The 20,471-nt window shown below is 69.9% G+C and carries 19 protein-coding genes, 2 pseudogenes and 1 riboswitch; of the genes and pseudogenes, 11 read left to right on the top strand and 10 right to left on the bottom strand.

What is annotated here, in order from left to right; translation table 11 throughout:
- Positions 1-47: 47 nt before the first annotated feature.
- Complete coding sequence (locus ACIOHC_RS08870; RefSeq protein WP_351075244.1) at positions 48-641, top strand: L,D-transpeptidase; 594 nt, start codon at positions 48-50, stop codon at positions 639-641.
- Positions 642-766: 125 nt separating this feature from the next.
- On the opposite strand, the gene ACIOHC_RS08865 is transcribed toward ACIOHC_RS08870, so the two are convergent.
- On the bottom strand, positions 767-2,233 hold the full coding sequence (locus ACIOHC_RS08865) for a trehalose-6-phosphate synthase (RefSeq protein ID WP_401842074.1): 1,467 nt from the start codon (positions 2,231-2,233) through the stop codon (positions 767-769).
- A gap of 54 nt (positions 2,234-2,287) precedes the next feature.
- Complete coding sequence (locus ACIOHC_RS08860) at positions 2,288-3,238, bottom strand: glucosyl-3-phosphoglycerate synthase (RefSeq protein ID WP_365689708.1); 951 nt, start codon at positions 3,236-3,238, stop codon at positions 2,288-2,290.
- A gap of 153 nt (positions 3,239-3,391) precedes the next feature.
- Positions 3,392-3,518, top strand: a riboswitch (SAM riboswitch).
- 17 nt (positions 3,519-3,535) lie between these two features.
- Here ACIOHC_RS08860 and thrC point away from each other — a divergent pair.
- The 4 genes from thrC to groL all read left to right on the top strand — a co-directional run bounded on the left by thrC (position 3,536) and on the right by groL (position 7,738).
- Complete coding sequence (thrC, locus tag ACIOHC_RS08855; protein WP_351075240.1) at positions 3,536-4,837, top strand: threonine synthase; 1,302 nt, start codon at positions 3,536-3,538, stop codon at positions 4,835-4,837.
- A gap of 29 nt (positions 4,838-4,866) precedes the next feature.
- Positions 4,867-5,145 (top strand): MoaD/ThiS family protein, encoded by a 279-nt coding sequence (locus tag ACIOHC_RS08850; protein WP_266913776.1) that lies wholly within the window; start codon positions 4,867-4,869, stop codon positions 5,143-5,145.
- Between the two features lie 422 nt (positions 5,146-5,567).
- Complete coding sequence (locus ACIOHC_RS08845) at positions 5,568-5,774, top strand: cold-shock protein (protein ID WP_003967346.1); 207 nt, start codon at positions 5,568-5,570, stop codon at positions 5,772-5,774.
- Between the two features lie 341 nt (positions 5,775-6,115).
- On the top strand, positions 6,116-7,738 hold the full coding sequence (gene groL / locus ACIOHC_RS08840; RefSeq protein WP_072487928.1) for a chaperonin GroEL: 1,623 nt from the start codon (positions 6,116-6,118) through the stop codon (positions 7,736-7,738).
- Positions 7,739-7,874: 136 nt separating this feature from the next.
- Here the strand turns inward: groL and ACIOHC_RS08835 are convergent, their stop codons facing one another.
- From ACIOHC_RS08835 to ACIOHC_RS08825, 3 genes and pseudogenes are all read right to left on the bottom strand, one after another.
- The gene (locus ACIOHC_RS08835; protein ID WP_351075238.1) at positions 7,875-8,000 is read right to left on the bottom strand and encodes a hypothetical protein; all 126 of its coding nucleotides are present in this window, start codon (positions 7,998-8,000) and stop codon (positions 7,875-7,877) included.
- 142 nt (positions 8,001-8,142) lie between these two features.
- Entirely contained in the window at positions 8,143-9,384 is a 1,242-nt protein-coding gene (locus ACIOHC_RS08830; RefSeq protein WP_401842070.1) for a hypothetical protein, read from the bottom strand.
- 81 nt (positions 9,385-9,465) lie between these two features.
- Positions 9,466-10,360: pseudogene (locus ACIOHC_RS08825) on the bottom strand (hypothetical protein).
- A gap of 485 nt (positions 10,361-10,845) precedes the next feature.
- Here ACIOHC_RS08825 and ACIOHC_RS08820 point away from each other — a divergent pair.
- Complete coding sequence (locus tag ACIOHC_RS08820) at positions 10,846-11,310, top strand: hypothetical protein (RefSeq protein ID WP_351075235.1); 465 nt, start codon at positions 10,846-10,848, stop codon at positions 11,308-11,310.
- 156 nt (positions 11,311-11,466) lie between these two features.
- Here the strand turns inward: ACIOHC_RS08820 and ACIOHC_RS08815 are convergent, their stop codons facing one another.
- Both ACIOHC_RS08815 and ACIOHC_RS08810 read right to left on the bottom strand, forming a co-directional pair.
- Positions 11,467-11,685 carry a ferredoxin gene (locus tag ACIOHC_RS08815; RefSeq protein WP_351075234.1) on the bottom strand — a complete coding sequence of 73 codons (219 nt, stop codon included), beginning with the start codon at positions 11,683-11,685 and terminating at the stop codon, positions 11,467-11,469.
- A gap of 5 nt (positions 11,686-11,690) precedes the next feature.
- Entirely contained in the window at positions 11,691-12,881 is a 1,191-nt protein-coding gene (locus ACIOHC_RS08810) for a cytochrome P450 (protein ID WP_351075233.1), read from the bottom strand.
- A 111-nt stretch (positions 12,882-12,992) separates the two neighbouring features.
- Between ACIOHC_RS08810 and ACIOHC_RS08805 the strand changes: the two genes are divergently transcribed.
- Entirely contained in the window at positions 12,993-13,577 is a 585-nt protein-coding gene (locus ACIOHC_RS08805) for a TetR family transcriptional regulator (RefSeq protein WP_351075232.1), read from the top strand.
- Between the two features lie 71 nt (positions 13,578-13,648).
- Here the strand turns inward: ACIOHC_RS08805 and ACIOHC_RS08800 are convergent, their stop codons facing one another.
- Positions 13,649-15,268, bottom strand: a complete 1,620-nt coding sequence (locus tag ACIOHC_RS08800) for an adenosine deaminase (protein ID WP_351075230.1) — start codon at positions 15,266-15,268, stop codon at positions 13,649-13,651.
- 235 nt (positions 15,269-15,503) lie between these two features.
- Here ACIOHC_RS08800 and ACIOHC_RS08795 point away from each other — a divergent pair, with 235 nt between their 5' ends.
- Complete coding sequence (locus ACIOHC_RS08795; RefSeq protein ID WP_401842065.1) at positions 15,504-16,856, top strand: erythromycin esterase family protein; 1,353 nt, start codon at positions 15,504-15,506, stop codon at positions 16,854-16,856.
- A gap of 44 nt (positions 16,857-16,900) precedes the next feature.
- On the opposite strand, the pseudogene ACIOHC_RS08790 reads toward ACIOHC_RS08795, so the two are convergent.
- Positions 16,901-17,068 (bottom strand): annotated as a pseudogene (locus ACIOHC_RS08790) (transcriptional regulator); the annotation flags it as partial.
- Between the two features lie 111 nt (positions 17,069-17,179).
- On the opposite strand from ACIOHC_RS08790, the gene ACIOHC_RS08785 reads away from it, so the two are divergent.
- The 3 genes from ACIOHC_RS08785 to ACIOHC_RS08775 all read left to right on the top strand — a co-directional run bounded on the left by ACIOHC_RS08785 (position 17,180) and on the right by ACIOHC_RS08775 (position 18,730).
- Positions 17,180-17,431 (top strand): hypothetical protein, encoded by a 252-nt coding sequence (locus tag ACIOHC_RS08785; RefSeq protein ID WP_376221782.1) that lies wholly within the window; start codon positions 17,180-17,182, stop codon positions 17,429-17,431.
- Positions 17,421-17,654, top strand: coding sequence for a hypothetical protein (locus ACIOHC_RS08780; protein ID WP_351075227.1), 234 nt, complete (start codon positions 17,421-17,423; stop codon positions 17,652-17,654). Before ACIOHC_RS08785 ends, ACIOHC_RS08780 begins: the two co-directional genes overlap by 11 nt.
- A 176-nt stretch (positions 17,655-17,830) precedes the next feature.
- On the top strand, positions 17,831-18,730 hold the full coding sequence (locus ACIOHC_RS08775) for a hypothetical protein (RefSeq protein ID WP_389636527.1): 900 nt from the start codon (positions 17,831-17,833) through the stop codon (positions 18,728-18,730).
- Here the strand turns inward: ACIOHC_RS08775 and ACIOHC_RS08770 are convergent.
- On the bottom strand, positions 18,711-20,192 hold the full coding sequence (locus ACIOHC_RS08770; protein WP_401842061.1) for an ATP-binding protein: 1,482 nt from the start codon (positions 20,190-20,192) through the stop codon (positions 18,711-18,713). The genes ACIOHC_RS08775 and ACIOHC_RS08770 overlap by 20 nt on opposite strands.
- Between the last annotated feature and the right edge of the window lie 279 nt (positions 20,193-20,471).

The following is a 20,471-nucleotide window of genomic DNA, read 5'->3' as shown; positions in this document are numbered from 1 at the left end:
CGGTGGATGAACGCTTCCACGACCAATGGCCCACACGGAGGGATCCAGTGAACCTGAATACACGCGTCGTACCGTTCGCCCTCGCCACTGTCCTCGCCGCAGGACTGAGCGCGACGCTGACACCGTCGGCGCAGGCGCGGGAGGAGACAGGCGCATCGGCCGCTGTCACCGATACCTACTACCTGCGCTTCAACAAGGGGACGGTCACCGACTCCCGTCTGGAACTCGTGAAGCGGGTGCCCGGACGCGACAAGGTGATCAAGCGGTGGAAGGCCGGCTCCGGGCAGGTCACGAACGAGTGCACGGTCGGCAGGGGATGGCTGCCCGACGCCGACGCCCGGCACCCGTACGCCGTCCAATGGCACCGCAAGAACTTCGACGGCATCATCAACGGCTTCGTGATCAAGCTGTCGGACAAGGTCTGCAAGAACGGACGCACCAAGCGCACCGAACTGTTCATCCACAGCGAGATGAAGCCGAACGGGCAGCAGGGAACGATCGAGTCCGAGAAGTGGACCGACCGTAACCCCAACGACTACTTCTCCAACGGCTGCATCAAGCTGAATCCGCGGGACATCAAGGACCTGTTCTCGCGGCTGGACCGTACGGGCTGGCCCAAGAAGCTCTACGTCGTTCCCTGACCGACGCAGGACGTGTCCCGGCCGTGCACGGGGGTGGGCCGGGACACTCGGATCAGGCCGCGTCGGGTCAGCGCGAGGCCTGACGGCTGCCCCGCCGTGTCCTCGAACGCCGGACGGGTTCGTTCTCAAGCCTGCTGCCGCAGCGCGTCCAGCTGGTCCAGGAACCACTGCTGCGGCGGCAGCGCCACCGCTGCCGCCGCCAGCCGCTCCGTGCGCGCGGCCCGTTCGTCGTCCGCCATCGTCAGCGCCTCGTGCAGCGCGACCGCCGTCGCGGACACGTCGTACGGGTTCACCACGACCGCGTCGCTGCCCAGCTCCTCGTACGCCCCCGCCTCCCGCGACAGCACCAGCGCGCAGCCGTGGTCGGAGACGACCGGGACCTCCTTGGCGACCAGGTTCATGCCGTCGCGGATCGGGTTGACGAGTGCCACGTCGGCCAGCCGGTAGGCGGCGAGCGAACGGGCGAAGTCGTCCTTGACGTGGAGCACGACCGGGGTCCAGCCCGCGGTGCCGTACACGGCGTTGATCTCGTCGGCGACCCGCTGCACCTCGGCCGTGTAGCCGCGGTACACCGCCAGGTCCTGCCGCGAGGGGTAGGCGAAGGCGACATGGACGACGCGCTCGCGCCATTCGGGCCGCTCTTCGAGGAGCGCGCGGTAGGCGAACAGGCCGCGCACGATGTTCTTGGACAGTTCCGTTCGGTCCACTCGTACGATCGTCCTCCGCCCGGGGCCGACCTGCTCCCGCAGCGCCGCCATCCGCTCGTCCACATCCGCCTCGTGCGCGCGCCGGCGCAGGAAGTCCGCGTCCGCGCCCAGGCCGTGCACCCCGACCCTGGTCCGGCCGGTGCCGCCCAGGATCTCCGTGCAGCAGCCGATGAACGCGTCCGCCCAGCGCCGGGTCAGGAAGGCCGCCCGGTCCGCGCCCAGGATGCCGTGCAGCAGCTGCTCGGCGATGTCGTCGGGGAGCAGGCGGAAGTAGTCGACGGGCGCCCACGGGGTGTGCGAGAAGTGGCCGATCCGCAGGTCGGGGCGGAGCTCACGGAGCATGCCGGGCACCAGCGCCAGGTGGTAGTCCTGCACCAGCACGGCCGCGCCCGGACCCGCCTCCTCGGCGAGCGCAACGGCGAAGGCCCGGTTGTAGGTCTCGAACGATGCCCACTGGCGCCGGAACTCCGCGTCGAAGACCGGCTCCAGCGGGGTCTGGTACAGCATGTGATGGACGAACCAGAGCACGGAGTTCGCGATGCCGTTGTACGCGTCCGCGTGCACGGCGGCGTCGATGTCGAGCATGCGGACGCCCTGCTCACCGACCCCGCGCCGGACCGCCTCCCGGTCCCCGTCACTGAGCGCGGCGCACACCCACAGCTTGTCCTTCACGGCGCTCAGCCCGGATACGAGCCCGCCGCCGCCCCGCTTCGCGTCGAGCGATCCGTCCGTGCCCAGGGTGTACGACACCGGGCCGCGGTTGGACGCGACGAGAACCTGCTCACAGGGCTCGGCGGGCGGCTGATCCGAAGGCGCGGCAGAAGGCTCGGCAGGGAGCCGGGCGGAGGGCCGGGCGGCGGACTGGGCTTCGTGCTCGGAGACCATGTTGCGGAATCTAGCCCGATCACGAACCACCCAAACGTGCGAAGTCAGGCGACGTCAGGCCGCGCGGCGCGAAACGTACTCCTCGATCTCGCGCATCGGCGGGCGCTCCTCGGTGTCCACCGGATGGGTGCGCGGTACGAAGCCGTCCTCGCCGCGCTCGAACTGGGTGAGCGAAGGCCGCACCAAGTGGCCGCGGGACAGCCGGAGCTGGGCGGTCCGGTAGATCGCCGCCGCCATCCGGCCGAGCGCCTGCCCGTCCTGGTGGCGGTGTTTGCGGACCCCCACGTCCACCTGGGCCAGCGCGTCCAGGCCCACGGTGTGCAGCGCGTCGACCAGGAGGCCCAGCTCCACCCCGTAACCGACGGGGAAGGGCAGCTGTTCGAGGAGCGAGCGGCGCGCCGCGTACTCGCCGCCCAGCGGCTGGACGAAGCCGGCCAGCTGCGGCCAGTGCAGATTGAGCAGTGGACGGGCCACCAGCTCGGTGACCCGTCCGCCCTGCCCCGCCGTGTCGCCGAGCGGGCGGTCGTACATCGCCTTGACGAACCGCACGTCCGGGTCGGTCAGCAGCGGGCCGACGATGCCGGAGACGAAGTCGGCCGAGAATTCCCTCAGATCGGCGTCGACGAAACAGACGATGTCACCGCCGGTCACCAGGAGCGACCGCCACAGCACTTCGCCCTTGCCGGGCACGGCCGGTATCCGCGGGAGTATGTCGTCGCGGTGCACCACCCGCGCACCGGCCTCCCGGGCCACCTTCGCCGTGGCGTCCGTGGAACCGGAATCGATCACCACGAGCTCGTCGACCAGCCGGACCTTCTCCATCAGCTCGCGCCGGATCGCCGTGACTATCTCGCCGACCGTCGCTTCCTCGTTCAGCGCGGGCAGCACGACGCTCACGCTCCCGCGACGCGGGTCCCGGGCCTTGGCGGCGAGGAGCCGGTCCAGCGGGCGGTCGGCGGCCGACCAGGAGCGCCTGGCCAGCCAGCTTTCGACCTCTTCCAGCACGGTCGATACTCCCTGTATGTGATCCATCTCGCGGTTCGGACGACTATCTCAACTGTCCGGTGCTTCGGTTACAGTCTTGAACAACGCGGACGGCCGTCGCATGTCGGGGTCGGTCCGCCAATAAATGCCTGGATCGGAGATCCAGTGCCACAGCGCTCATCCAGAGGGACTGAGGGAACGGCCCGTTGAAGTCCCGGCAACCCTCCTGCCGACCGCGAGGTCAGGTGGGGAAGGTGCCAATTCCGTCTCGTGGCGAAACGCGCCGCGAGGAAGATGAGGAGAAAGGGCCTCGCCTCCATGGCTGCGCAGACCGTTGCAGTAAGCACCAATTCTTCCAACGACGTCGTCGACCTCGGCCCCGCCGCGGCACTTTCCTGCCGCGAGTGCGGCGAGCGTTTCGAACTCGGCCCCATCTTCGCCTGCGCGTCCTGTTTCGGGCCGCTCGAAGTGGCGTACGACCTGCCGAGCGGCTCTCCCGACGAGCTGAAGAAGCGCATCGAGGCCGGGCCCGACAACATCTGGCGCTACGCGCCGCTGCTGCCGGTCCCCGCCGATGTCGCGGACAAGCCCAACATCAACCCCGGCTTCACCAAGCTGGTCAAGGCCGACAACCTCGCCCGCGAGCTGGGCGTCACCGGTGGCCTGTACGTCAAGGACGACTCCGGCAACCCGACGCACTCCTTCAAGGACCGCGTCGTCGCCATCGCCGTCGAGGCCGCCCGCGCCTTCGGTTTCACCACCCTCTCCTGCTCCTCCACCGGCAACCTCGCCGGTGCGGTGGGTGCCGCCGCCGCCCGCGCCGGCTTCCGCTCCTGCGTCTTCATCCCGCACGACCTGGAGCAGGGCAAGGTCGTCATGGCCGCGGTGTACGGCGGCGAGCTGGTCGGCATCGAGGGCAACTACGACGACGTCAACCGCTTCTGCTCGGAGCTCATCGGCGACCCGCTCGGCGAGGGCTGGGGCTTCGTCAACGTCAACCTGCGCCCGTACTACGGCGAGGGCTCCAAGACCCTGGCGTACGAGATCTGCGAGCAGCTCGGCTGGCGGCTGCCCGACCAGATCGTCATCCCGATCGCGTCCGGATCGCAGCTCACGAAGATCGACAAGGGTCTGCAGGAGCTGATCAGGCTCGGACTCGTCGAGGACAAGCCGTACAAGATCTTCGGCGCCCAGGCCGAGGGCTGCTCCCCGGTCTCCACCGCCTTCAAGGCCGGTCACGACGTCGTGCGGCCCCAGAAGCCGAACACCATCGCCAAGTCCCTGGCGATCGGCAACCCGGCCGACGGCCCGTACGTCCTGGACATCGCCCGCCGCACCGGCGGCGCGGTCGAGGACGTCGACGACGAGCAGGTCGTCGACGCGATCAAGCTGCTGGCACGCACCGAGGGCATCTTCGCGGAGACGGCCGGCGGGGTGACGGTCGGCGTGACGAAGAAGCTGATCGAGGCCGGTCTGCTCGACCCGGCGCTGACCACCGTCGTCCTCAACACGGGCGACGGCCTCAAGACCCTGGACGCGGTGGCCGCCACCTCGCAGGCGACCGCGACGATCCGGCCGAGCCTGGACGCGTTCCGCGCCGCCGGCCTCGCCACCAGCTGACCACCCGAGACCGAAGGAAGGCATCCGCCATGAGCGTCAAGGTCCGTATCCCCACCATCCTCCGCACCTACACGGGCGGCCGGGCCGAGGTCCCGGCCGAGGGCTCGACCCTCTCCCAGGTCATCGAGTCCCTGGAGCAGAACCACCCGGGCATCGCCGCCCGCGTCCTGGACGACCAGGGCAAGCTGCGCCGCTTCGTGAACGTGTACGTCAACGACGACGACGTGCGCTTCGAGGGCGGTCTGGAGACGGCGACGCCGGACGGCGCCGGAATCTCGATCATTCCGGCCGTCGCGGGCGGCTGCTGATCCTGTGCCCGACTGCACAGCGTTATGGGAATTGCCCCCTCTGCGAGAGAAGCGGAGGGGGCAATTCTGCATGGTTGAGCGCGGTACAGTGTGGGAAGTCCCCCCAGCTGCCCGCGCCGCCCGCATATGAGAATGCGCCTGGTCGCGACAAGATGCAGCCAAAGTGTTGGATCTCCTTGCGTCATAAGTCACGTTTGCCCGGCCCGACTTGCCCGGGAATCCCATGAATTCCGCATATTCGGGCGTGCGGCGCTGCCCAGAATTCTCGTCCGATTGACCTGTTGCAGAGGGCAGTTGGGCAGATACATTCGGCCGCGGTCGACGCGTTCCGGCGCACGCACCCTCTCCTGTCGGAGGGTGAGTTCTGACCCGGGTCCGCGAAGTGCGGTCCTGCGCAAGGGCCAGTAATAGGGGAGTTAGGCATGGCTCAGGGCACCGTCAAGTGGTTCAACGCGGAGAAGGGGTACGGCTTCATCGCGGTCGACGGTGGTGCGGATGTTTTCGTCCACTACAGCGCGATCCAGATGGACGGGTACCGCACCCTTGAAGAGGGTCAGCGAGTTGAGTTCGAGATCTCGCAGGGCCAGAAGGGGCCGCAGGCGGACATGGTCAAGCTCGCCGTCGGCTGAGCTCGACGCGGTCGGCCAACGACACCACTCACGCACGGAGGGCCCGTACCCCAGGGGTACGGGCCCTCCGCGCGTCGGCGTCCGGGCCCGCCGTGCATCCGCGCCAGGGCGCGCCGTGCGGAGTCGTCCTTGTCCACATCCGGAGGGGGACGCTTGCACTCTCGGGGGTCGAGTGCTAATCATTGGCGTTAGCACTCTCCAGGTGAGAGTGACAGAACTTGGACCGGGCCGGTGAGGCCCGCAGGTCCGGTGGGGCAAGGAACCACCGGTCACGCAGGCCGTCCGTCGCGGGCGCCACTCGGTCCGGAGCAATCCACCCCTGTCCGGGAGGACCACTTCACATGGCCAAGATCATCGCGTTCGACGAGGAGGCCCGGCGCGGTCTCGAGCGCGGCATGAACCAGCTCGCCGACGCCGTCAAGGTCACCCTTGGCCCCAAGGGTCGCAACGTCGTCCTCGAGAAGAAGTGGGGCGCCCCCACGATCACCAACGATGGTGTTTCCATCGCCAAGGAGATCGAGCTGGAGGACCCGTACGAGAAGATCGGTGCGGAGCTGGTCAAGGAGGTCGCCAAGAAGACGGACGACGTCGCCGGCGACGGTACGACCACCGCCACCGTTCTCGCCCAGGCTCTCGTCCGCGAGGGCCTGCGCAACGTCGCCGCGGGTGCCAACCCGATGGCCCTCAAGCGGGGTATCGAGAAGGCCGTCGAGGCCGTCTCCGCCGCCCTCCTGGAGCAGGCCAAGGACGTGGAGACCAAGGAGCAGATCGCTTCGACGGCCTCCATCTCCGCCGCCGACACCCAGATCGGCGAGCTCATCGCCGAGGCCATGGACAAGGTCGGCAAGGAAGGCGTCATCACCGTCGAGGAGTCCCAGACCTTCGGTCTGGAGCTGGAGCTCACCGAGGGTATGCGCTTCGACAAGGGCTACATCTCGGCGTACTTCGCCACCGACATGGAGCGCATGGAGTCGTCCCTCGACGACCCGTACATCCTGATCGTGAACTCCAAGGTCAGCAACGTGAAGGACCTCCTTCCGCTGCTGGAGAAGGTCATGCAGTCCGGCAAGCCGCTGCTGATCATCGCCGAGGACGTCGAGGGCGAGGCCCTGTCGACCCTGGTCGTCAACAAGATCCGTGGCACCTTCAAGTCCGTCGCCGTCAAGGCCCCGGGCTTCGGTGACCGCCGCAAGGCCATGCTCGGCGACATCGCCATCCTCACCGGTGGCACCGTCATCTCCGAGGAGGTCGGCCTCAAGCTGGAGAACGCCGGTCTCGACCTGCTCGGCCGCGCCCGCAAGGTCGTCATCACCAAGGACGAGACCACGATCGTCGACGGTGCCGGTGACAGCGACCAGGTCCAGGGTCGCGTCAACCAGATCCGCGCCGAGATCGAGAACTCCGACTCGGACTACGACCGCGAGAAGCTCCAGGAGCGCCTCGCGAAGCTGGCCGGCGGCGTGGCCGTCATCAAGGCCGGTGCAGCGACCGAGGTCGAGCTCAAGGAGCGCAAGCACCGCATCGAGGACGCGGTGCGCAACGCCAAGGCCGCCGTCGAGGAGGGCATCGTCGCCGGTGGTGGCGTGGCTCTGCTCCAGGCCTCGGCCGTCTTCGAGAAGCTGGAGCTCTCGGGTGACGAGGCGACCGGCGCCAACGCCGTCAAGCTGGCGCTGGAGGCCCCGCTGAAGCAGATCGCCGTCAACGGTGGTCTTGAGGGCGGCGTCGTCGTCGAGAAGGTGCGCAACCTGGCCGTCGGCCACGGTCTGAACGCCGCGACCGGCGAGTACGTCGACATGATCGCCGAGGGCATTCTCGACCCGGCGAAGGTCACGCGCTCCGCCCTGCAGAACGCCGCGTCCATCGCCGCGCTGTTCCTCACCACCGAGGCCGTCATCGCCGACAAGCCGGAGAAGGCCGCCGCGGCCGCTCCGGGCGGCATGCCGGGCGGTGACATGGACTTCTGATCCTGACGGATCGGTAGTTCCCGCACAGCTTTGCCGTATCGGCCCCTGGGACCAGCTGGTCCCAGGGGCCGATGTCGTTTCCGGGGCGGGTACGGGTGCTTGCGCGCTCCCTGAGACACCGCCTACGGGACAGCCCTCAGCGTGCGAAGACCATTTCCGGGAAGCGTGCCGAGGGTCCCGAACAGCAGATGGTCATCGGTCCGGTGACGAGCGCCTGACGGCGGTTGAGCGTACGGCTGCGGTCGTGCGGGACAACGGTCATGTGGGGCTCCCCGTAGATGCGCGGTGGACGCGCCCACGATGCCCGCCGGAGCATCGTGGGCGCGTGATACCGCAGTCCCCATTTCGGCATGGACGCCTGATTCCCCGGTAGGACGGGGCGCCGGACGCCGCGACGCACCGTCCTACGGGAGCCGGTCGAGGAGCCAGGTGCAGAGTTCCTCCGTCACGAGGGTGTGCCCCTCGTTCCGGGACGCGAGCTCGTACTCGTCCAGCCCGCTCTCCTCCTGCGGGAGTTCGGAGATGTCCGTGTACAGCTCCTCGTCCGTGTCCAGGTCGCGGACGTCGACCGCGCTGACGGCGGGGACGAAGCAGTGCGAGCGGATGCGCACGTCGGTCTTGAACCCGAGGACGGGGTTGAGGGCGTTGAAGGCGTCCGCGAGAATGCCGAAGCCTTCCAGCGAACCGCCGGGGGCGCCGTCGATCGACGGGAGCCCGGACGTACGCACCTCGTTGGTCTTCAGCGTCACCACCCGCAGCTTCGCGACGATTTCGTCGTCGCCCGGGGCCTGGGTGTAGAGCTTGGTGCCCGCGACCGAGAGACCCTTGCCCTCCAGGGCCAGTTCGCCGGCCCCCGCATCGGTGCCGGTGCCGACGGCCACGCCGTTGGCGACACCGATCCGCCGCGGCCGTTGCGGCCATTCGCCGACGGCTGCCATCTCCGCGAGGAACGCGGCGCGTTCGTCGCTCCGGACCGGTGTCCCGTCCCACGTCGCGATGTGCCGCCACAGCAGCTCGCGCGCGGCCGGGCTGTTGATCTGGTCGGAGAACCGGCTGTCGAGATCCTTGATGTAGTGCGCGAATGCCTGGAGCGCGAGGGGAATCCAGGCGCCGCGGTGCGGGCTGTCGTACGAGAAGTAGAGAGCGGTCTGGTGGTCCAGGCGCATCTGTTCCATCTTGGCCAGGGCGTGCCGGGTGACCAGCCCGCCCATGCTGAATCCGCCGACGGCCAGTGGTGCGTCGCCCATCCGCTCCGCGATGGCGTGCTGGATGGCGGCCTGCGCGGTCCTGGAGTTGTCCAGAATCGACGCACTGCGCTCATGGAAGCCGAGAAGGATCACGTCGTGTCCTCGGCGACGCAGCTCGCTGATGAGCGCGTAGTCGCCGAACTCCATGATCTCCCAGCAGAAGTCCAGACTGCTCGGACCGGTGTTGAATCCGTCGGCGAAGACCACGGGCCGTACGAGGCCCCGGTTCCCCTCGCCGTAGTAGACCCAGGCGGTACCGCCCGGCAGGTCCCACACGGTGTTGGGTGGCAGGGGGAGGGCTCCGTGCTTCTCGGCGTCCAGGCGGGGGCCGGGGGCCAGGGCGATGGCGGCCCTGCTGCGAAGCTCCGAGGCGATCTGCTCGTGGGTCGGTTCAGACATGGTTCGTTCCCCTTTGGGTTGATTCGTTACAAAGCGTGCCAAGATGAACACGGAAAGTAGCGGCCCGGAAGGGGGAGTGGATCAAACCACTCCCAGGTGGGAGCCGGTTTCGGACACCTCGCGATCACGGAGGCGGGGGCGGGGCGGGCGGCCGATCCGCTCGGAGCGCGGCTTCATCGCTGCCCGGACATCGTTCATGCGGCTGCGTACGCCGGTGGGCGGGATGGTTCCGGCCGGGCCGGTGGGAGTGTCGACGGGGTTGCCCCGGCAGGGGTCCGCAGCGGCCACCGATCAGGGCCTCCGCGCTGCCGGGTGCGCGGCATTCGCCGCACTCCAGGGTGCGCAACACCGTCCGGTGGTGCGTCGGAGCGGCCCGTTCGGGTGGCATCTTGTCGGTCAGCCGCCTGCGGACGAGAGCCGCGGCGTGGTGGATGGGGGCCGGGAGGCCGTCGGTGAGGGCGTGGAGCAGTTCCGCTTCCGTGGCGCCGCGCTCGAACCATTCGGTGACCTGCGGCTCCAGTCCCGCGCAGTCCGCCGCGGAGAGGGTGGGGGCCGGGGTGGCGCGGCCCAGTGCGGCCAGCAGTACGAACGTGCGGGAACGGGTGGGGCGTTGCTGTTGCCGCTGCTGCTCGGGTGGTGCGTCGCCCCGGCTGAACGCCGCCCACCAGTCGTCGTCCCGCGCGGTGCGGGAGAAGAATGTGCGAGTCACCCAGAGCGGGGCCTCGTCATGGGCGACGCATTCGCTGCCGCGCCGCAGATGACCGGCGTCCTGGAGTCGGTTGAGGGTGGTGCGCAGCGCGCACTGGCCGTACGGGAGGACCTTGGCCGGCGTCTTCACGGAGATGTCGGCGCCCTCGGGGAGCCGGTCGATGTACGCCGCGATGGATGCCTCGCGGGGCGGCAGCTGTGCGGAATCGCGCTCGGTGCGAGGGAGTTGCGCCGGGGCGGAGCGCTTGCCGTAGCTCGGATCGGCCATCGGGTGCGGGAGCGTGGGCTGGGATACGTGCGGGGCGCATGGGGCGGTACTAGGCTGGTCGGCAGCCATGAGATCGCTCCTGACGATCGAAGTGGTCAGGCCCTTGTTCGGTGTTGCAGCACCGGCAGGGGCCGTTCGTTGTTCGGAACGCCAGAGCGTCGCCACCGTCCGTGGCAAGTCGGTCACGAGAAGTCAACTCGCCGGGCGGGGAGGGCGGGTGGGAAGTGGCCCACCTCCCCTTCCTCGGAAAGAGCGCTCGGACTTCGCGGCTTGAGCTCCGGAAGGAAATTCTCCCGTGGCCGGGGCGCGAGAGAGGTTCGAGTGCGCCGTGCGTGATGCGCGCGCGCCGCTGCCGTTGGGGTGGAAACTCGGGCCGGTGGTCTGCCGGGTGCGTGAACGGCCGCACATCTTTGTGATCTTGGGGATCCCGGGCCGCCGCCGACGTGGCCCGGCATTTCGTATTTCTCTCTCGTACGAGGAGTCCCGTGCGTATTCGTTCGATTCTTTCCCTCGCCGCGGCCGCCGTCGCGGTGGCGGCGCTGGCCACCCCCGCCCAGGCCGCCGACGACGGCTCCTATCTGATCCGTGATGTGCGCAGCGGCCTGTGTCTCGCGGGCGGCGAAGGTCCGCTGGGCGGCCACGTCGAGCCCTGCAACCCCGGCACCGTGTGGGAGATCCGCAACCAGGGCAACGGCCTGGCCCAGATCCGTGAGCCGCGCGGGGAGAACCGCTGCCTGGCGCTCTCGCCGATCCGGATCTACCCGCCGGCCGTGTGGGTGGACCAGTGCGGCAGGCAGCCCGACCAGTGGTCGATCCAGGGCCCGGACCAGGAGGGCCCGGTCGCCATCGCCCTCGACCGGGGCGAGTTCGGCCTCCTGACCACGCAGGGTCAACGCGCGGTCATCAGCTACGAGGGCGGGCCGCAGTGGGTCCTGGAGCGGGTCGGTTAGGGTCTTTCGCCCGGATCGCGCCGGATCGGTGACCGGGGTTCACGAGCCCGGCCCGATCCGAAGGACCGGCCCCGGGGCCGGTCCGTTCGACTGACCACGCAGCCGCCCCGTGCCGGATCGTTCTTCCCGGCACGGGGCGGTTTCTCCGTGGGGAGCTCAGTCGCGGCGGGGGCCGATGACGGTGTTTCCGTCGTGCACGGTGATCGCCTGGGCCGGGCAGATGTCGGCCGCGTCCAGGACCCGCTCGTCCGGCTCGATGCCGTCCGTCCGCACCCGGGCGTGCTCGCCGTCCAGCGCGAACACCTCGGGGACGGTCCCGGCGCACATGCCCGACGCCTGGCAGAGTTGCGGATCGACGCGTACGTTCCAGGCCATGGCGGTCACCACCCGACCGGCATGACGCGCGGGCCGCGCACCAGCATCTCGGACTTCCATGTCACATCGCCCGCCAACCGGAGCCCGGGGAAACGGGTGATGAGCGCGATCAGCGCCTCCTGGAGTTCCAGCCGGGCCAGCGGGGCACCCAGGCAGTGGTGGACCCCGTGGCCGAAGCCGAGGTGCTGATTGCCCTCGCGGGTGATGTCGAGCACGCCCGGGGCGGTGAACCGCAGCGCGTCGCGGTTGGCGGCACCGGTGGCGACCAGGACCGGGCTGCCCGCCCGGACGAGGGTGCCGCCGACCTCGACGTCCTCGGTGGCGTAACGGGGCTGGCCGGCACCGCTGCCCAGCGGCACGAAGCGCAGCAGTTCCTCCACCGCGTTCGGGACGAGCTCGGGCTCGGCCCTGAGCCTGGCCAGCTGGTCCGGGTGGTCCAGCAGGGTCAGGACGAAGTTGGGGATCTGGGACGCGGTGGTCTCGTGGCCCGCCACCAGGATGCCCACGCACAGATCGACGAGTTCGAGCTCGGAGAGCCGGTCGCCGCCGTCGCGGGCCTCGATGAGTGCCGTCATCAGGTCGTCCTGCGGTGACCTGCGGTGCTGGGCGATCAACTCACTCATGTAAGCGCGTAGTTCCTCCCGGCTGGCGTCGAACTCCTCGGCGGTGAGGGAAGTGGTCGACAGCGCCGCGTCGCTCCATACGCGAAAGAGCGGGCGGTCCTCGGTGGGCACGCCCAGCATCCGGCAGATCACCGCGACGGGCAGGGGCAGCGCATAGAGGTCGACCAGGTCCGCGGGCGGTCCGGCCGCCTCCAGGTCGTCGAGGAGGCTCGCGGTCAGCTCCTTGACCTGGGGGCGGAGCTTCTCGATCTGGCGGACCGTGAAGGCCTTGGCGACCAGGGAACGCAGCCGGGTGTGGTCGGGCGGATCCATGCTGAGGATGCCGCTGTCGCGCCGCCCCTCGGACTGCCGGGGTTCGTCGTGCGCGAGGCCCTCGGCGCGGCTGAAGCGCTGGTCGCCCAGGACGAACCGGGCATCGGCGTAGCGGGTGACCAGCCAGGCCGGTTCGCCGTACTTCATCTGGACCCGTAACAGGCCCGGCTGGTCGCGTACGCGTTCGTACTCGTCCGCGAGCTGGAGCCCGTCGGCAGTGTTGAAGGGGTAGGCAAGGGGCGCGATGTCTGCTTTCGTCACTACGGCCTCCGATATGTAAGCAGCTGCTTACAAAAGTAGAAGTGGCACCGCCCGCAGTCAACGACGCTTTACGGCCGTTATCCTGACGGGCCGCCCGAGAGGAAATCGTTCATGGAGTCCGCCGCCGCACCCCCGTCCGGAGAGCGCCGCCGGGACGCCGCGGCCACGCGCCGCCGACTGCTGGAAGCGGCCCGCGACCTGTTCGCGGAACGGGGATACGAAGGGACGACCGTCCGGAGCATCGCGGAACGGGCCGGTGCCAATCAGGCGCTGCTGTTCAGGTATTTCGGGTCCAAGCAGGGACTGCTCACGCAGGTGATCGCACAGGGCGGACTGGAGCAGTTGCGGGCGACGCCGCCCGAGGAACTCTTCGAGACCGCCCTGCGCTCGATGCTGACCCGCAGCGCGGACGGGGCGGGGGACCGGTCCCTGGAGGTCTATCTGCGCTCCATAGGACGGGGCGACGAGGCGGCCGGAACCCTGCGGGAACTGGGCGAGGAATACCAGGGCGCGCTGGCCGGGCTCTCCGGCACCGGGGACGGCGCCCTGCGTGCGGATCTCGCCATGGCCTGGCTGCTCGGCATCGGCCTGATGCGGACGGTCGTGCACCGCGAGCCCCTGGCCGGCGCCGAACCGGACGACGTCTGTCGACTCGTACTCGGCACGCTCGCCCACCTCTGGTCGGCGCCGGAGTAGCGGCCGCGGTCCGATCCGGAGGCCGGGCCCGGGGATCGGGTCCCCGGGCCCGGAGGTGTGCGCGGGTGCGGTCAGCGGTGACGGCGCTCGAAGGCGGCGAAGGCCGTCTCCTGACGCCACTGCGTCGCAGCCTTCGGGTTGCCGGCGAGGTAGCGGGCACAGCGCGCGCTCGGACGGTCGGCGCCGAGCCGGTCGCCGCGGCAGGCGGAAACCGGCTGGTAGGCGGAGGGGGCGGAGTCGGCGGCCCACAGGCTCCGGCCGCGACGGAACGCGTACTCCAGCGAGGCGCGGGCCAGGTCCTTCAGCTCGGTGTAGCGCAGGCCGTACGTCTTGGCGGCGTACTGGTACTCATGGCTGATGTCGATCCGCGAGACCCCCGGGTCGTCGGTGGACAGGACCACCGGGACGCCGTAGCGGCGGTACGCGTTGAACGGGTGGTCGGCGCCCGCGATGCCGAGGATCTGCTTGTTGCTGGAGAACGGCACCTCGACCGCCACCTTGCGCCGCGCCATCGTCCGGGCCAGTTGCCGCCAGTCGTTCTCGTGGACCAGGTCCACGCCGTGTCCGATGCGCTCGGCCCCGGCGACGAGTACGGCCTCGCGGATGTGGAACGTCAGGTCCTCGGGCTTGACCAGACCGGGGGCCAGCTCGCCGGCGTGCAGGGTGAGGTGGGCGCCCGGGTACTGGCCGTGCAGGTATTTCAGCATCCGCATCTGGAGGCTGTAGTTGGCCAGCGAGCTGTCCCAGTCCTCGGGCTGTACGAGGTTGACCGCGACGAACCTCGGGTCCCGCTCCGCCAGCCGCATCCCTACCGCGATCTGTGTGAACACCCGTGCCGGGGAACTGCCCCGGGACACCTGGGAGATCCACCTGACGGGAAGCCGGCAGCCCGGGTCGGGGCGGCGGGTGTCGCAGTGCGCGGCCACCCGGAACTGGGCGTTGGCGTCATTGGCCTCCTGGACCGCTTCGTCCACGACCCGGTCGAGCTGCCCACCGGCCAGGAGCTTGCGATGGAAGGCGGCGAAGTCGGGGTCGTAACCCACGGTGTCGGCAAGCTTCTTGGCGCTGTCCGACGCCGGGGTGACCATGGTCTCCAGATAGAACTGGTTCTGCTCCACCACGGTGTCGGCCACATCGGCGAGCAGCTTGCCGCGATCCCAGGTCGCCATGCCGAACTTGTTGAAGGTGTCGAAGAAGTGGTCGTGTCCGGACTGGTCGGCCGGGAAGTCCTGCATGGACCAGGCCCGGACGATCTGCCGACGGAAGTCGGCATCGGTCCGCGCGTCGGCGGCGGGCCTCTTGCCCGGTCCGCACGGCGGCGCCACAGCCGTCATCGTCGCGTCGATGCAGAGCCCCTTCTCGCCCGCGAGCTTGATCAGGAACTCGGTCCTCGCCGCACCCGACAGGTGGTTGTGGAGATCGCCCCCCTTGGGCAGCGCCTTGAAGAAGGACCTCAGCCTCGCGGGCCTGTCACGCAACGAGTCGAGGTACGCGGCGGTCCTGCGCTCGGCCCGGGTCACCGCGCGGGGCGACGCGTACGCGGCGGGCCGGGCCGAGGGGTCCTTCACGGGCGCGGAAGCGGGCGCGGCCGTGGCCGGGATCGCCGGGAGCAGCGCGAGTACGGCGAGTGCGCCGAGCCCGGCCGGGAGCAGGGACTTGGGACGGTGGACCGTCCGGTTCGATGAGATCACCGCCGAATGATTGCGCCCGGACAGTCCGTTTCTCGCCCAAACCGCGTCCATGGCCGAAGCTCCACCCGATCGAGTGCGTGGGCGGGCGTTGCGCTCCGACTCTTCAGGAGGCTGTCCCCCGGAAGATCCGGGAGCTGTCTCCCGGGAGGAGTCGGGGGCTTCTCCCAGCGCGCGCAGTGGAATCGCAGGCAATGATCCTTCTCAAGTGGTCATACATCGGTTGAGAGGTAGCGGCATGGCTAGGCACCGGAAACGGATCGGTCGACGGGTACTGCTGGCGACGGCGGCGGTCGCGGCGGGAGCGGTCCTCGCCCCTGCGACGGTCCAGGCGGCCACGGCCGACACGGCCGGCAGGGGGCAGAACCCGGTCCGCGCACTGGAGCGGGCGGCCCACCCGCTGCGCTCGACCGAGCCCGGGGGGAACACGGCCGACCTACGAGCCCTCGGCTCGATGATCGGCGACGCCAAGGTGGTCGGCCTCGGCGAGGCCACCCACGGCTCCCACGAGTTCTTCACCATGAAGGAGCGGGTCTTCCGCCACCTCGTCGAGAAGAAGGGTTTCACCACCTTCGCCCTGGAGTTGAGCTGGTCCGCCGGGCTCCGGATCGACGACTACCTCCAGACCGGCAAGGGCGACGCCCGCAAGATCGCCAAGGAGACGCTCACCAACTCGCCCTGGGATCGTGAGGAGTTCGTCAGCCTCATCGAGTGGATGCGGGACTACAACCGCCACCACCCCGCCCGCACCGTCCACTTCATGGGCGACGACATCGGCGCCCCCGCACTGAGCGACGAGTTCTTCGGCCGGGTGACCGGCTACGTGCAGAGGAACAACCCGGAGGCGCTGTCGCGGCTCAACGAGCTCTACACCGGCCTGCGCCCGATCGACGACGTCTTCGCCTACCTGGGCAAGCCGCTCGCGGAACGACAGCAGCTCGCCGTCAAGGCGCAGCAGGCCCTGGAGCTGGTCAGCGGCCTGAAGGGCTCCGGTGGTGAAGCCTTCGACTGGGCCGAGCAGAACGCCCGGTCCGTCGCCCAGACCGCCAAGTTCCTCACCCTGAACCCCGACGACCCGGAGTCGAACGCCGCCTCCCAGCGCTTCCGCGACGAGGTGATGGCCCAGAACGTCTCCTGGTGGCAGCAGCGCACCGGCCAGAAGGTGCTGCTGTCCGCGCACAACGACCATGTCGCCTACGTCGCCGGCGATCCCGAGACGTACTCCAAGACGCAGGGGTCGTTCCTGCGCGACGCGATGGGCAAGAACTACCTCCCCATCGGCTTCACCTTCAACCAGGGCTCTTTCCTGTCGAAGGATGCCGCGCTGGGCGGCGAGTGGAAGAAATTCACCGTTCCAGCCGCCGAGCCAGACCGGAACGAGGCCACCCTCGACCAGGTCCGCTACCGGGACTTCTACCTCGACATCCGTACTGCTCCGGCCGCCGCGCGCGACTGGCTGAGCACCGCCCGGCCCACGCTCAACGTCGGCACGCTGTTCCCCGAGGAGCCGCGCGACACCGCGCTCGCCAAGGCCTACGACGTCCTCGTCCACCTCCACGAGGTCAGGGAGGCCGACAAGCTGAAGCCGTGACGGCCTGGTTCCGGTCCCGGCGCGAGCCGTCCGACACCACCTGACCGCATCCGGCCCGTACCGGACCCCAGTTGTCCGATGAGGGAGCCGCTCACGAACAGGGGCAGGCCCGGGTCCCCCTGGGAGAGGCCCGCGCCCCCTCCGTTGGCGGGGTTCGGCGCCGAGCAGGGCGCGTGGCGAGGGGAGGGGTCGAGCTTCTTGGGGCCTGGCATGACAACTCCCTGTGACACACGTGCGGTTGTCGGTTCTGCGCCTCTTCCAGGCCGGCGACGTGTTGGACACGCTGGGTATGCATTGTCATTACTCAGCGTGGAAAGGGATGGATCATGACGACGATGGAACGGCGCAGGGCGACAGAGGGAAGAGTGCGGGCCGCGGAGGACGCGGTGGCGCGGTTGAAGGAGGGTCTCTCCGGGGTCGGGATCACGCTGCCCTCGCTGCGGATCGACCCGGTGTCGTGCGCGGGGAACGAACCCGCGTCGCCGCTGGTCGACCTCGGCCGGTGCAACCTCGACACGGCGCTGCGGCTGAGTGCGGCGCTGGAGACGCAGAGGCAGGCCGGTCATGACGGGTGAGGGAGTCGAGCCGTCCGGGCTCGAACCCGGGTCGTTCGCGGTGGACACGCGGGACGGGCGGGTGGGGCGTGTCATGGGGCGCGTCGGGTCGTACGTGCAGCTGCGCCCGCCGGGCGGTGGTCCCGAGTGGGAATGCCCGCCGGGGGCGGTGCGCCCCGCCCCGCTCGGGGATGTGCTGCGGGCCCGGGTCAGGGAGATCAACCGGGAGGGCCGGCTGCCGTGACGGCGTCGGGGACACCGGCGCCGACGTGACGGTGAGCGCGGGAAGGGCGACATCTCGGATGGGTGCCGCCCTTGGATCAGGCCCACGTGGTGCAGACCGGACCCGCCCTGCGGGCGGGGTCGCGCCGGGCACGCAGTCAGGAAAAGTTCAGGAAAGCCCTGTCAGCGTGCCGTTCCATGACGACCGAAACGAACGGCGCCGCCGGGGCGACCGACACCGACCGCACCGCCGGCGCCCGTGGCGCGGGCGGCAGGCATGCGCCGGGTGCGCGCTCCCGTGCGCGACAGATGCTGAACAAGGTCCCGGAAGTGACCCTCTACTTCTGGGTGATCAAGGTGCTGTGCACCACCGTGGGGGAGACCGCGGCCGATCTGCTCAACGACAACCTGGGCATGGGGCTGACCAACACCTCGTACCTGATGAGCGCGCTGCTGGTGGTCACCCTGGTCTTCCAGTTCCGGGCGCGCTCCTATGTGCCGAGCCTGTATTGGCTGTCCGTGGTCCTGATCAGCGTGGTCGGCACGCTGATCAGCGACAACCTCACCGACAACCTAGGCGTTCCGCTCCAGACCACCACGGTGGTGTTCGCGGTGGCGCTCGCCGTCACGTTCTTCGCCTGGTACGCGAGTGAGCGGACGCTGTCCATCCACACCATCCGCACGACGCGCCGCGAGGCGTTCTACTGGCTGGCGATCCTGTTCACCTTCGCGCTGGGCACGTCCGCGGGCGACCTCACGGCGGAGAAGCTGAACCTGGGGTACTGGCTCTCCGCGGTCGTGTTCGCCGCACTGATCGCGGCCGTTGCGCTCGCGCACCGCACGCTGGACTTCAACGCGGTGTGGTCGTTCTGGATCGCGTACGTCCTGACCAGGCCGCTCGGTGCCTCGCTGGGCGACTATCTGTCGCAGCCCACCGCGGACGGCGGGCTGGGGCTGGGCACGGTCGGCACCAGCGTCCTGTTCCTCGCGGTCATCCTCGGCCTGGTCGTCTTCCTGACCCGGACCCGGCGCGATGTCGCGCGGGACGGTGCCGTCGAGACGGCCGGCGCACGGGAAGTCAGCCCGCGGGAAGGGTGACGACGAAGCGTGCGCCGGGGGCCGCGGCGTCCAGTGCGATGTCGCCGCCCGCGGCCCTGGCCAGTCGGCGGGCCAGGGCCAGACCGAGACCCGCGCCGTCGTGTCCGTCCTCCGGGCGGGCGCGGCGGCCGGGTTCGAAGAGCGAGGCGACGAAGTCCGGCGGGACGCCGGGGCCGTCGTCGTCGACGTGGACCGTGACCTCGCCCGCGCCCGCCGCGCAGGTGAGGGTGATCGTGTGGGCGGCGTAGCGGCGGGCGTTGTCCAGGAGCGGCGTCAGGATGCGCTCGGCGACGTCCTGCGAGACGCCGATGCTCACGTCCGGTGCGGTGCCGGGTGCGGTGTTGGTTGCCGTGCCGGGGCTGCCGCCGGGTTCGCCGTCGGAGGTTGCGTCATTTGCCGCCGCGACGGTCACCGGTGGGGTGTCGGGGAACAGGGCCGCGTTGCGTGCCGCCAGGCGGTGCGCGATGGCGGCGAAGCGGGAGCGGCCGGGAGTCCGCGCGTTGCGGGTACGGACCTCCGAAAGCAGCGAGTCGCAGATCTGCTGCATGGTGGTGGCGGCGCCCGCGATGGCCTCCAGGGAGGTTTCCCGTTCCTGGGCCGAGCGCGGACGCCCGGTCAGCCACTCGGTCTCGGCGGTGATGCGGGCGAGCGGGGTGCGCAGTTCGTGCGAGAGCTCGGCGGCCTGCTGCTGCTCGTGCCGCAGGACGGCGGCCAGCCGGTCCAGCAGGGCGTCCAGGCTGGTGGCGAACGCGGCGAGCTCGGCGGGCCGGCCCTCGGCGCCGAACCGTTCGGGGGCGCCCGCGGCGCTCCACCGGGTGGCCTGTTCGCTCATCGCGGCGACGGGGCGCAGGGCCCGTCGTACGACGAGGCGGGTCAGCAGATAGATGGTGGCCAGCAGCAGCACGGCCAGCGCGATGGAGCCGACCAGCGCGGTGTCCGCCGTGCTGCGGTACGGGTCGAGGCTGACCGAGCTGACGACGGTGCCGGCCTGGGTGGGTGGGTGTCCCTGCCGGGCGGGGGTGTCGAGGGGGAACGCGTACAGCCGCCACGCCCCACCGCTTTTGGTGTCCGTGAACGTCTCGCGGCCTCCGGCGAGCCGGGCCGCCTGAGCCTGCAGGCCGGTGGGCGCGGTGGGGGGCTTCTCGACCACCGTGTCGCCCTGGAAGATCCAGACCCCGACGTCCAGGGCCCGGTCCTCGGTGGGTTCCCGGACGACGAGCCGCCCGTCGGGTCGTACGTCCACCGTCGCCGCCACTGCTTCGGCGCGGGTGCGCAGGACGTCGTCGGCCTGTCCGTGGAGCCGGTTGTCGAGGGCGAGGTTGAAGACGGTGGTCAGGACGCCGATCCACAGGGCGCAGGTGGCGAGGGCCATCAGGGCGAGGCGACCGCGGAGGGTCCGGGGAGTGAGAAGGCGCTTCACCGGCCTGTCGGAGCCCTTGGCCGTGCCTGTCGACACCGTCACGCCTCGCCCTCCCGTCCTCTCGTCGGATGCTGTCGTCCGGTGTCGTTTCGATCGCGTCGGGAGCGGTCGGGGGTCTCGTCGTCGGGTCCGGCTGCCCACTCGATGATCGCGGCCACTTCCGCGCGCCATGGTTCGCTGAAGTAAATGTAACTGCCCTGAGCCGATCTGTTGGTGTTGCTCATGACAAGTTCGTGGGGAGTGCGATCCGCGGCGCGACGGGGAGCCGACGGACGGCAGGGCGACCGCGCTGGTGGAGGGGAGGCCGCCCCCGTGGGTCGG

The sequence above is a fragment of the Streptomyces sp. NPDC088252 genome (assembly GCF_044740965.1).
GTDB lineage: Bacteria > Actinomycetota > Actinomycetes > Streptomycetales > Streptomycetaceae > Streptomyces.
Note: the sequence above shows the minus strand (reverse complement) of the source record. Positions and strands in the feature narration are given on the sequence as shown.